This window comes from Saccharothrix sabaoui, assembly GCF_051756985.1.
Lineage (GTDB): Bacteria > Actinomycetota > Actinomycetes > Mycobacteriales > Pseudonocardiaceae > Actinosynnema.
Genome location: NZ_JBPKJK010000016.1, coordinates 1 through 12,029 on the forward strand (window position 1 = coordinate 1; position 12,029 = coordinate 12,029).

7 protein-coding genes are annotated in these 12,029 nt (G+C 76.2%); all 7 read right to left on the bottom strand.

Going from position 1 to position 12,029, the window contains the following annotated elements; genetic code table 11:
* Positions 1-80: 80 nt before the first annotated feature.
* The gene (locus ACR807_RS07305; RefSeq protein ID WP_438920451.1) at positions 81-371 is read right to left on the bottom strand and encodes a WXG100 family type VII secretion target; all 291 of its coding nucleotides are present in this window, start codon (positions 369-371) and stop codon (positions 81-83) included.
* A gap of 73 nt (positions 372-444) precedes the next feature.
* Positions 445-756, bottom strand: coding sequence for a WXG100 family type VII secretion target (locus ACR807_RS07310; RefSeq protein ID WP_438920452.1), 312 nt, complete (start codon positions 754-756; stop codon positions 445-447).
* Positions 757-891: 135 nt separating this feature from the next.
* Positions 892-1,320 carry a hypothetical protein gene (locus ACR807_RS07315; protein ID WP_438920453.1) on the bottom strand — a complete coding sequence of 143 codons (429 nt, stop codon included), beginning with the start codon at positions 1,318-1,320 and terminating at the stop codon, positions 892-894.
* Positions 1,321-1,351: 31 nt separating this feature from the next.
* Entirely contained in the window at positions 1,352-3,184 is a 1,833-nt protein-coding gene (locus ACR807_RS07320; RefSeq protein ID WP_438920454.1) for a type VII secretion-associated protein, read from the bottom strand.
* Positions 3,185-3,284: 100 nt separating this feature from the next.
* Entirely contained in the window at positions 3,285-6,020 is a 2,736-nt protein-coding gene (locus tag ACR807_RS07325; protein ID WP_438920513.1) for an AfsR/SARP family transcriptional regulator, read from the bottom strand.
* A 67-nt stretch (positions 6,021-6,087) separates the two neighbouring features.
* Positions 6,088-8,838: an AfsR/SARP family transcriptional regulator gene (locus tag ACR807_RS07330; RefSeq protein WP_438920455.1), complete on the bottom strand. Its 2,751-nt coding sequence runs from the start codon at positions 8,836-8,838 to the stop codon at positions 6,088-6,090.
* A 220-nt stretch (positions 8,839-9,058) separates the two neighbouring features.
* Positions 9,059-11,872 (bottom strand): AfsR/SARP family transcriptional regulator, encoded by a 2,814-nt coding sequence (locus tag ACR807_RS07335; protein ID WP_438920456.1) that lies wholly within the window; start codon positions 11,870-11,872, stop codon positions 9,059-9,061.
* Positions 11,873-12,029: the final 157 nt, after the last annotated feature.

Sequence of the window (12,029 nt, forward strand, 5' to 3'; positions counted from 1 at the left end):
GGTGAGGCCGACCCGGCGCAACAGCCCGACCACCTCGGACCGCGTGGTCCCGGGGCCCGCGATGCGCGGTGAGGCCGGACTCAGCCCCAGCGGCCCTCGTTCTTCTTCTCCGCCGCGTTGTACGCGTCGTTCGCGGAGGCGACGGCGGTGCCGATGGCGGCGAGCACCTGCTGGAGGCCGGAGGCCGACTCGTTCCACTTGGCCTGCGCCTGGGCGTACGCGTCGGACGACGCACCCTGCCACTGGGCGATGACCGGGTCGATGCGGCTCTTCAGCTCGTCGAGCTGCTGCTGCACCTGACCGGCCTGGCCCGCGATGTCGCCGGCGGCCGTGGAGAGGGCCGCGAAGTTGACTGCGATGTTGTCGTTCATGATTTCCCCTCGGGGGTCGAATCAAGCAGAAGAGGTATTACGGGTGAAGCAGTGGAAAACGCGGGGAAAACCATCAGCCGCCGAGGCGACCCATGATGTTCGACATCTCCGCGGCCTGCTCCTCTTCCTGCTGGACGTAGGTCTGCGTCGCGCCGCTGATCTGCTCGGCGATCGAGACGAGCGCCTCCTGGAGCTTCGCGGCGTCGGCGTTGAAGCGATCCATCAGCCGGCCGAACGCGTCGGCCGCGCTGCCCTTCCACGCGCCGCTCACGGTGTCGATCGTGCTCCGGAGCTGGTTCAGCGTGGCCTGGGTCTGGTCGTTCACGTTCATGATGTCGGTAGCCGCGTTCGTCAGCTCCGGCACACCGGTTGCGTAACCGCTCATTGAGGTGACCCCCTAGGTCATGTCGATCAGGCGCTCGTGATCCGTACGCCTCTTCCGACGCAGACCCTGCCACGACCGGTTCCCGCTTGTCGCGACTTCTTCCCAAGTAGTTGCGCTAGTAAACGCGACTTCGGGTCAGTAGAGGATTCGCGCTTGCGAAAAGTCCTCGTCATCGTCGGTGCGGGGCGGCAGCTGACCCCGCGGGCCCGCTGCGGGTCGGGAACCCGAGAACGGCGTCGCAGGAACGGAATTTGCATTCGCGTCCGTTTGCTCTCGCGATTTCTCGGCGGGCGGGGTGAGCAGTTCCACACCGGTGGGCAGTTCTTCGACCGGCAGCCCGCGGTGCGCGCGGAACCCGGTGGCGACGCGCTGGACGTCCGGGGACGTCGGGGCGTGCCCCTCGGGCCGCACGCGCCGCTCGCGCGCCCGGTCGGCCAGCTCCCGGTTCCGGTCGCGCTGGGCGGCGGCCCTCGCGCCCGCCTCGGCGGCGGCGCGGCGCCCCCGCGTCACCGCCGCGTCGAGGTCCGAGCGGAACCTGGCCATGGCTTCCGGGATGCCGGTCATCACAATCCCCACGCGGTGTCGTCGGTCGGTCCTAACCGGTCACGGTCAGCGTGCGCACCACCTGCTCGCACGCGGGGCGGACCCGGTCGCGCCCGCCCTCGGGGTACTGGCAGCCGACGCTGACCTGGAACGAGTCCTGGAACAGCACGTACCACTCGATGGTCGCCGAGCCCGCCGCTTCCCGGTAGTAAACGACATCCTTGCCCGCGAAGCCCGCCGAAGCGTCGAAGTCGGACAGGTTCGGGCCCTGGTCGTACAAGGTGCGCAGCTCGGTCTCGGCGCGGGCGCGGTCGGCGGTGGCGTCGTAGGCCAGCTTCTGCTCCTGCACCGCGATGACGTCCAGGTCGAGGTCCGCCGAATCGGGCTTGAGCAGCACCTTGCGGGTCTCGACCTGGCCGCCGGTCTGCTGCCAGCCGACCGGCGCGGTGAAGCTGTAGTCGTACTGGGCGATCGTCCTGCCCCCGGCGGGCGCCGTCGTGCCGGTGGTCGTGCCGGTCGGCTGGGCCGTGCCGCCGCCGTCGTGCCGGGTCAGCGCGTACGCCACGGACCCGCCGACGACCGCGAGCACGAGCACCGCGCCGAGCACGACCAGCGGCAGGCGGTTGCGGTCCCGCGCGGGCGGTGGCGGCGGGGGCGGCGGGAAGTGGGCGGGCCGCGGGAACCCGGACGGCGGCGAGGGCGCCGGCGGCCCGACCGGGACCGGCGCGGTGATCTTCCGGGTGATCTTGCGGGTCCGGTCGTCGGTGATCTTCTGCGTCACGTCGCCCCGGGCCTGCGGCGGGATCGCGCCGGTGCGCAGCGGGTCCACCCGCACGGCCCGCAGCGCGCCGCGGGCGACCACGGTCTCCGGCTGGTCGATGCTCGTGGGCACGACCCCGGACTGCTCCAGCACGAGCCGGGCCACCAGCGGGATGCGGCTCGACCCGCCGACGAGGAACACGCCCGCGAGGCCGCGCGGTTCCAGGCCGGCGTCGCGCACGGCCGTGACGACCAGCGCGGCGGCCCGGGTGAGCGGGGTGGTGACGAGGCGTTCGAGGTCGGTGCGGGTGACGTGCGCGTCGGGGAACGGCGGTGGCATCGGCACGTCGGTGTAGGAGTGCCGGGACAGCGTCTCCTTCGCGCCCCGCACGTCCTGCCGCAGCACCCGCCGGCGCCGGCGGTCGATCAGCTCGCGGCCCTCGACGAGCTGCCGCCACGCGTCCGGGTCGCCGGGCGCGACGAGCGAGCCGATGTGCTCCAGCAGCGCCTGGTCGACGTCCGCTCCGCCGAAACCGGGGTCGCCCTTGGTCGCGAGGACCTGGAACGCGCCGCCCCGGCGGACCACGACGCTCGCGTCCGCCGTGCCGCCGCCGAGGTCGAGCACGGCCAGCGCCACGCCGTCCTGCACCGAGTGGGAGGCGGCGTGGAACACGGCCGCCGCGACCGGCTCGGGCACCAGCCGGACCTCCCGCCCCAGCCCGCGCCCGGCCTGGAGCAGCACGCGGGTGCGGATGGCGCCCCAGTCGGCGGGGTGGGTGAGCACGAGCAGGTCGACCGGCGCGCCGCCCGCGACCCGCCGGGCCTCCTCCACGGCCCGGCCGAGCACGGCGCGCACCACGTCCGCGACCGGCAGCACGGAGGTGCCGAGCAGCAGCTCGCCCTCGTCGACCCGGCGCTTCGGGTGGGGTTCGTAGCGGGCCGGGTCCACGGCCGCCTGCCGCTCCGCCTCCTGCCCGACGAACAGCGTCCCGTCGGCCGCGGCGAACACGGCGGAGGGCACGATCGGCTGACCGTCGACGACCACGACCTGCGGTTCCCGGCCGTTCAGCGACATGGCGACGCAGGTGCTGGACGTGCCGAAGTCCACCGCCACGTGCAAGGTCATCCGTCATCCCCTCGTCGGCCGGGGTCCGCCTGCCCGCATATGCATACCCCACGACCTGCGCCGCCCGTCGGCTAACCCGGCCCAGCCGCGGGCGGGGCCGTCAGCCGACGGACGTGCCGTGGACCAGCAGGCGCTCGCCCGGCTCGCGCATCTCCGGCGCGCCCAGCTCGCGGAAGATCACCAGGGCGTCGCGCCAGTGCCGGCGGGCGGCGGGGGTGTCGCCCGCCGCGTGCCGGACGTCGCCCAGGCGGGTCAGCGCGAGCGCCTCGTTGTGGCGGTCGCCGACGGCCCGGCTGTGCTCCAGGGAGCGGTCCAGGGCGAGGGCGGCGGCGTCCGGGTCGGACAGTTCGGCGTGGATGAGGCCCAGGTTGGCCAGGTTGATGCCGCACGAGTAGCGGTCGCCCGCGGCGAGGTTGAGGTCGAGGGCGCGTTCCAGGCACTCCAGGGCGCGCTCGCGCTCGCCGTCGGCGCGGTAGATCGTGGCGAGGGTGTCCAGCAGGATGCTCTCCCCCGGCCTGCCCTCCTGGCGGTGGCAGATCTCCAGGGCGCGCAGCAGGTACTCGACGGCCAGGTCGTTGCGGCCGGTCGCGCTGTGCGCCATGCCGAGGTTGTTGAGGGCCTTGCGCAGGATGCGGTCGTCGCCGATCGCCTCGCTCAGCTCCACGCACCGCGTCGAGTGCGCGATCGACTCGTCGAACCGGCCGAGCCTGCCGCACGCGCTGCTCAGGTTGATCCGGGTCTCCGCCTCGGCGTACCCGTCGCCGAGCCGCCGGGCCGCCTCGACGCCCAGCTCGCCGAGCGCCAGGATCTCGGCCCACTGCGACCGGGTGTTGAGGAAGTTCCACGAGGCCGCCGACATCGGCGGCACGTACTCGCACCGGTCGCGCTCGACGGCGGCGCGCGCCATCAGCACGAAGTTCTGGTGCTCGGCCTCGAACCAGGCGGTGGCCGCCGCGAACGAGTCGAACCCGTCCGGCCGCACGCCGTCGAGCACGGGGACGCGGGGTTCGACGTAGTCCCGCGTCAGCCACCGCTTGGCCCGGTGGGCGGTGTGCAGGTACCAGTTGAGGACGCGGTCGGCCGCCTCGTCGGCGTCGGCGTCCTCGGCGGCCGACAGCTCCGCCGCGTACCAGCGCAGCAGGTCGTAGGTGGAGTACCGGTCGGCGCCGTGCTCGAACAGCAGGTGGGCGCGGGTCAGCTCGTCGATGGCGGCGACCGCGCCGGGCAGCGGCACCCCGGCCAGCGCCGCCGCGGCGGACGTCGACAGCGTCACGCCGGGGTGCCTGCCGAGCAGCCGGAACAGCCGCGCCGCGGCCGGGCCCAGGCGCCGGTAGGACCAGGAGAAGACGTTGCGGACGCTCGCGTCCGGGTCGCCCGCGTCGAGGAAGTCGAGCCGGTCCTGCTCGTCGGCCAGCTCCTCGGCGACCAGGGCCAGCGGGAAGTGCGGGTTCACGGCGGCGCGCGCGGCGACCACGGCCAGCGCCAGCGGCAGGCCCGCGCAGTGCCGCACCAGGGCCTCGGTCGCGGCCTCGTCCTCCGCGAGCCGGTCCGGGCCGAGCCGGCGGGCGAGCAGGGCGCGCGCCTCGGCGTCGCCGAGCATGTCCAGGGTGAGCGGGTGGGCGCCCTCGGCGTCGCACAGCCCGCTGAACCGGCTGCGGCTGGTGACGACGACGAAGGTGCGCGGGCCGCGGGGCAGCAGCGGGTGGACCTGCTCGGCGTCGCGGGCGTTGTCCAGCACGACCAGCAGCCGCCGGTCGGCGACCGTGTCGCGGTACAGCTCGACCTGGCCCTCGGTGGTGGCCGGGACGCGGGCGGGCGGGATCTCGAACGCGTCGAGGAACCCGCGGACCGCCTCGCCCGGCGGCACGGGCTCGCCGCTCGGGTCGAACCCGCGCAGGTTCACGTACAGCCTGCCGTCCGGGAAGGCGTCGGCGACCTGGTTGGCCCAGTGCACGGCCAGCGTCGTCTTGCCCACGCCCGCGGTGCCGCTGACCACCACCATCCCGGCGCCGCCCGCCTGGCGGGCCCGCGCGGACAGCTCGGCCAGCGCGCCGTCGCGGCCCACGAAGTGCGGGTTGCGCGCGGGCAGCAGGTTCGGCACGGCCACCGGCTGCGGCCGGGGCGGCGGCGAGGGCACCAGGTCGGGGTTGGCGATCAGGATGCGCTCGTGCAGCTCCTTCAGCTCCGGCCCCGGTTCGACGCCCAGCTCGGCGGCCAGCAGCCGGTGCGCGGCCCGGTAGGCGGCCAGCGCCTCGGCCTGGCGGTCCGACCGGTACAGGGCGAGCATCAGCTGGCCGTGCAGCCGCTCGCGCAGCGGGTGCAGCCGGACCAGCGAGCGCAGCTCGGCCACCAGGTCGCGGGCGCGCCCGGCGGCGAGGTCGACGTCGACGCGGTGCTCCAGCGCGGCCGTGCGCTCCTCGCGCAGCGGCGCCACGTCCTCCGCGTGCAGCACGTCGGAGCGCACGTCCGACAGCGGCTCGCCGCGCCACAGCGCCAACGCCTCGGCGTACCGGCCCCGCCGCACGAGCGCCCGGAACCGGTGCAGGTCGAGGGCGTCGGGGGCGACCTCGGCGACGTACCCGCCGGGCGCGGTGCGGACCACGTTGGCCTCGCCGAGCGCCCGGCGCAGCCGGGTGACGGTCATGTGCAGCGTGGCGCGGGCGCGCGACGGGTCGGGCGCGCCGCCGTCCCACAGCCGGGCCACCAGGTCGTCCACCGGCACGACCCCGTTCGCGCGCAGCAGCAGCGCGGCCAGCAGCACGCGCGCCTTGCCCGCGGGCACGGCCACCGGCCTGCCCGCGTACCGGACCTCCAGGGGGCCGAGCACCTCGAACACAGCGGTCAACGAGCCCTCCCCCGGAAGCGACCCGCCACGAAGCGACCCGCCCAGTCTACCCGGGGGATCACCCGGCGTGATCAGGTCGCGACAGCCGGCTCATGTCCTCCCGCACGGCGGCGGCCCCCGCCGGGTCGAGGCCGTCGAACAGCTCCGCCGCGCGGGCCAGCGCGGTCAGGGCCGCCGCCGCGTCGCCGCGGTCCCGCTCGACGTGGCCGAGCCTGCGCAGCGTGCGGGCCTCCTCGTCCTTGGAACCGGTGTCGCGCCACAGCTCCACCGCCTCGCGGAACCGGGCCACCGCCTCGTCGTGCCGCCCGGAGTGGTGCAGCGCGTGGCCGAGGCTGTCCAGGGCGTTCGCCTGGCCGAACAGGTCGCCCAGCTCGCGGAACGCGGACAGCGCCTCCCGGCAGTGCTCCAGCGCCGCGCCGTGGTCGCCCAGCAGGCTGCGGAACCAGCCCACGGCGTTCAGCGCGCCCGCCAGGGCCGCCCGCTGCCCGGACCCGCGGAACAGCTCCAGCGCGCTCGCGGACTCGCGCAGCGAGTCCTCGTACCGGCCGCGCCGCTCGTGCACCGCGGCCAGGCCCCGGTGCGCGCGGGCGCGGCCGAAGTCGTCGCCGAGCCGGGTGGACAGCTCCAGCGCCCGCCCGTAGTGCCGGGCCGCGCCGTCCAGGTCGCCGGTCCTGATGCCCGTCAGGCCGATGGTGCGGTGCGCGCGGGCCTGCGCCTCCAGGTCGTCGAGCCGGAGTCCCGCGGCCAGCGCCACCTGCTGCGTGGCGAGCTGGTCGCGCCAGTGGCCCTGGCGCTGGAAGTACGTGGCGACCGCCCACGCGAGCTGCCACGCGTGCGCGTGGAAGCCCTCGTCGTGCGCCAGCTCCACCGCGCCGACCAGCACCGGGTGCTCGGTGGTGAACCACGCCAGCGCGGCGTGCCGGTCGGTCGGCACGACGGGGGCCGCGCCGGGCCCGGCGGGCACCAGGGCGACCGGGTCGCGCTGCGGGTAGAGCAGCCGGTCGGCCCGGTCGGCGCTGTGCAGCAGGTGGTCGAGCAGGCCGCGCACGGCGGCGCGGCGCTCGTCCCCCGTGTGGTGCCCGCGCGCCTCGTCGGCGGCGTAGAGGCGGATCAGGTCGTGGAAGGCGTACCGGCCGGGCGCGGGCTGCGCCAGCAGCCGGGACCGGACCAGCTCGCGCAGCGCCTCCTTCGCCGCCGCCTGCCCCACGCCCGCCATGCTCGCCGCGGCGGCGGGCGTCACGTGCGGACCGGGGTGCAGGCCGAGCAGGCGGAACACCCGCGCGGTCGGCTCGCTCAGCCGGCGGCACGACCAGGAGAACACCGCGCGCGCCTTCGTGGTCGGGTCGCCGGTGTCCAGCGCGGCCAGCCGGGTCCGCGCGTCGGCCAGCTCGGCGGCGAGCGCGCTCAGCGGCAGGCCGGGGTCGCCCGCGACGCGGGCGGCGACGATCGCCAGCGCCAGCGGCAGGCCCGCGCAGTGCGCCACCAGGGAGTCGAACGCGGCCGGTTCGGCGTCCCGACCGCCCGGTCCGATCCGCCGCTCCAGCAGGGCCCGCGCCTCCGGTTCGTCGAGCAGGTCGAGCGTCAGCGGCACGGCCCCCTCGCGCACCACCAGGCCGCTGAGGTCGTTGCGGCTGGTGATCAGCACGAGCGGCGCGGCGCCGCCGGGCAGCAGGGGGCGCACCTGCTCGCTGTCGCGCGCGTTGTCCAGCAGCACGAGGACGCGCCGGTCGGCGAGCACCGCCCGGTACAGCGCGGCCCGCGCGTCCAGGCCGACCGGCACCCGGTCGCGGTCCACGCCCAGCGCGTCGAGGAAGTGGCGGATCACCTCGTCGGGCCGCACCGGGTCGGTGGCCGGGTCGAACCCGCGCAGGTCCGCGTAGAGCTGCCTGTCGGGGAAGCGGTCGGCCACCTCGTGCGCCCAGTGCACGGCCAGCGACGTCTTGCCGATGCCCGCCGCGCCGCCGATCGCGGCGACCACCGCGGTGCCCTCGTCCACGTCGAGCAGGGCGTCCAGCGCGGCCAGCTCGGCGCGGCGGCCCACGAAGAACCCGGTGCGCGGCGGGAGCCGCCGGGGCGTCGCCGAGCGGGCCGCCGACAGCTCCCGGTGCAGCCGCTGGAGGTTCGGGCCCGGGTCGACGCCCAGCTGGTCGGCCAGCCGGGCGCGCAGCGCCGCGTACACGGCGAGCGCCTCGGTGCGGCGGCCCTCCCGCGCCAGGGCCGCCATCAGCAGGCCCCAGAACCGCTCGCGCAGCGGGTACCGCGCGACCAGGCCGCGCAGCTCCTGCTCCAGCTCGCCGCCGGCGCCGGCCTCCAGGTCGGCCTCGATGCGCCGCTCCAGCACCACCAGGTGCTCCTCCAGCAGCGGCGGCACGTCCTCGCGCCGCAGCACGGGCGACGCCACGTCCGCCACCGGCGCGCCGCGCCACAGCCGCAGGGCCGCCGCGAAGTCGCCCCTCGCGGCCCGCTCGCGGAACAGGTGCAGGTCCAGCGCCCCCGGCGGCACGTCCGCCGCGTAGCCGTTGGCGGTCGTGCGCACCACGTTCGCCTCGCCGAGCGCCTGGCGCAGCCGGGTCACGACCATCTGGAGCGTCGCCTTCGCCCGGTGCGGGGTGGGCGCGTCGCCGTTCCACAGCCGCGCCACCAGGTCCTCGACCGGCACGGGCTGGTTGGCGCGCAGCAGCAGCGCGGCGAGCAGCGCGCGGGCCCGGTCGCCCGGCACGGCGACCTCCCGGTCGCGGTGCCGCACCTCCAGCGGGCCGAGCACCGCGAACCGGACGTCCGGAGTCATCGCGTCCCGATCGGCAGCCACCCGGCATGTCTACCGCGACCGGGAGCCGGGCGCGCGCACACCGGGTGCGGATCGGGTGAGTACGCCGTGAGCGGATTGTGAGGGGCGCTCGGCAAGCTGGACCCCGTTCACCGCCACACCCCAGGGGGGGCGGGGACCGTGCCGGGGGGACGGTCCCGTGAAGCGGTGCGTCGCCGGGGGGCGGCGCGCCGTCCGCGGTGACGACCGGACCGCGGTGCCCTCACCTCCCCGTCGAGGGCCCCGCGGGATCGGGCGGGGGCTCGGGCGGGGGCTCGGGCGGGGAGCCGGACGGCGAGTCGGTCGGAGGGCCGGTCGGGGGGCCGGCCGCGTGGTCGGCGAGCCACCGGCGCAGCACCTCGGCCCGGCCCGGTTCGTACTCCTCGTAGACGGCCGCCGCACGGCCCCAGTGGTCGAGCGCCTCGTCCCGGCGGTCCAGGCACAGCAGGACGGTGCCCAGCTCGTCGAGCAGGATCGCCTCGCTGAACCGGTCCGTGAACTCGCCCAGCAGCTCCACGCCGCGCCGCAGCACCGCCTCCGCCTCGGTGAACCGGCCCAGCGCGCGGTGGGCCGCGCCGAGGGCCATCGAGGCCCGCGCGGCGTAGTAGCGGTCGCCGCGCCGGTCGAAGATCGCCACCGCCTGCGAGGCGTGCTCCAGCGCCTCCTCGTTGCGGTTCAGCGCGGCCAGGTTCGGCGAGAGGTTCGAGTGGGCCGCCGCCTGCCGGTGCTCGTCGCCCTGCTCGCGGGCCAGGGCCAGGCCCCGGAGCTGGTGGACGACCGCGTCGGCGTGCCTGCCCATCCGGCGGTAGGTGGTGCCCAGGTTCAGCTCGATCGCGCACTCCACCGGCTTGTTGCCCTCGGCGCGGGCGACGGCGAGCCCCTCGTGGTGCGTCCCCACCGCCTCCTCGTGCCGGTTGGCCTGCGCGTACACCCAGCCGAGGCGGTTGAGCACCTGGCTCTCCCGGTCGCGCGCGGTGCTGTGCCGCACCGCCTCGCGGCTGAGCCGGAACACCTCCACCAGGTCGTCGCCGCGCGGCACCAGCTCCGACATCCACCACAGCGAGTCGCTGATCCGCCACACCAGCTCGTGCCACCCGGCGCCGGCCGCCGCCCGGCACACCGCGAGCAGGTTGGGCATCTCGCGCCGGGTCCACTCGCCGGACTCGGCGGCGGTGCCGATCACCGGCAGCGACGCGTCCTCGGACGAGGCGGGCGCCCCCGCGACCCGGTGCGACGGCGACCGGGACGCGGCCAGCTCCGCCGCCCTCGCGTACCACTCGGCGACGGCGCGCAGGGCGGCCTTGCGGTCGTCGCCCGCGGCGTCGGACAGCTCGGTCGAGTAGGCGCGCAGCAGGTCGTGGAACTCGTAGCGGCCCGGCGCGCACGCGCCGATCAGGTGGTCGGACGTGAGGCGCTCCAGCCGGCGGCGGACCACCTGCCCCGGCAGCGCCGCGAGGGCGGCGGCGGCCTTGACGCCCAGGTGCGGCCCGGGGTGCGCGGACAGCAGGCGGAACAGGCGCGCCGCGTCCTCGTCCAGCGCCCGGTAGGACCAGGACAGCACGGTGCGCACGTCGGTGTCGTCGCCGTCGTCGGCGTTGAGCGCGTCCAGCCGGGACCGCTCGTCGGACAGCTCGGCGGCGAACTCGCCCAGCGGCGTGCCCGGGAACCTGGCCACCCGCTCGGCGAACACCCGCAGCGCCAGCGGCAGGCCCGTGCACCGCTCGACGACCTGCCTGCCCGCCGCCGGGTCGTCGCCGACCCGGTCGTCGCCGAGCACCGACGACAGCAGGTCCGTCGCCTCCTCCACGGACAGCTCGTGCAGCGGCACCCGGCGCACGCCGTGGTGGGCGGCCAGCCTGCGCAGCTGGTTGCGGCTCGTCACCAGCACGGTGGCGGTCGGCGTGCCGGGCAGCAGCGGGATCACCTGGTCGCTGTCGGCCGCGTTGTCCAGCACCACCAGCACGCGGCGGCCCGCCAGCGCCGAGCGCAGCGCCGCGGTGCGGGCGGCGAGCCCGGCGGGCACGTCCTCCGGGCGCGAGCCGAGCGCCACCAGCAGCGCCTCGGCGGCCGTGGCCGGTTCGACCGGCGGGCTGTCGGCGGCGAACCCGCCCAGGTCCAGGTGCAGGTCGCCGTCGGGGAACAGGTGGCGGCGGAGGTTGGCCCAGCGCAGCGCCAACGCGGTCTTGCCGACCCCGCCCGCGCCGTGCACCAGCACGACGCCCGGCCGGGCCGCGGCCTCGTCCAGCGCGGCCAGCTCCCGCTCCCGGCCGACGAACAGCGACACCTCCGGCGGCACATGCCGGGGCACGGCCCGGTCGCCGCCGTCGACCTCGTTGCGCAGGATGCGCTCGTACAGCTCGGTCAGCGCGGCGCCCGGGTCGACGCCCAGCTCCTCCACCAGCGCCCGGCGCACCGCCTGGTACGCGGACAGCGCCTCGGCCTGCCGCCCGGACCGGTACAGGGCGAGCATCAGCTGCGCCCAGAACCGCTCCCGCAGCGGGTGCTGCTCGGTCAGCGACCGCAGCTCGCCCACCAGCTCGCCGGTGCGCCCGGCCGCGAGGTCGGCGTCGACGCGGCGCTCCAGCACGACCAGCCGCTCCTCCAGCAGCGGCGCGACCTCCTCGCGGTGCAGCACGTCCGAGCGCACGTCGGGCAGCGGCGCGCCCCGCCACAGTTCCAGCGCCTCGGTGAACCGCCCGTCCGCCGCCAGGTCGCGGAACACGTCCAGGTCCAGCGCGCCCGGCGGCACGTCGGCCACGTACCCGTTGGTCGCGGTGCGCACCACGTTCGCCTCGCCGAGCGCCTGCCGCAGCCGGGTCACCACCATGTGCAGCGTGGCCCGCGCCCGGCGCGGGTTCGGCACGTCCTCGTCCCACAGCCGCTCGACGAGGTCGTCCACCGACACGGTCTGGTTGGCGCGCAGCAGCAGGGTCGCCAGCAGCGCCCGCGCCCGGCCCGCGGGCAGCGGCACGGCGACGTCCGCGTGCCGCACCTCCAGCGGGCCGAGGACGCCGAACCGGGTCCGCGGCCCGGTCACGACGGCAGCCCGGCGATCCCGGGCGCCGGGGTCGTGAGCGCGTCGCGGCGTCCCCGCACCTCGAACTCGTCCAGCACCGCCCGACCACCTCCCGCGACGGCAGAGCATAGGCCGGCCATGCGTTTCGCGAGAGCCTCGTGTGAGTCGAGTGTGAGGG

Excerpts from the sequence above, each read along its gene's own strand:
- ACR807_RS07315 (WP_438920453.1), bottom strand. The coding sequence starts at position 1,320 with ATGACCGGCATCCCGGAAGCCATGGCCAGGTTCCGCTCGGACCTCGAC.
- ACR807_RS07320 (WP_438920454.1), bottom strand. The coding sequence starts at position 3,184 with ATGACCTTGCACGTGGCGGTGGACTTCGGCACGTCCAGCACCTGCGTC.
- ACR807_RS07305 (WP_438920451.1), bottom strand. The coding sequence starts at position 371 with ATGAACGACAACATCGCAGTCAACTTCGCGGCCCTCTCCACGGCCGCC.
- ACR807_RS07310 (WP_438920452.1), bottom strand. The coding sequence starts at position 756 with ATGAGCGGTTACGCAACCGGTGTGCCGGAGCTGACGAACGCGGCTACC.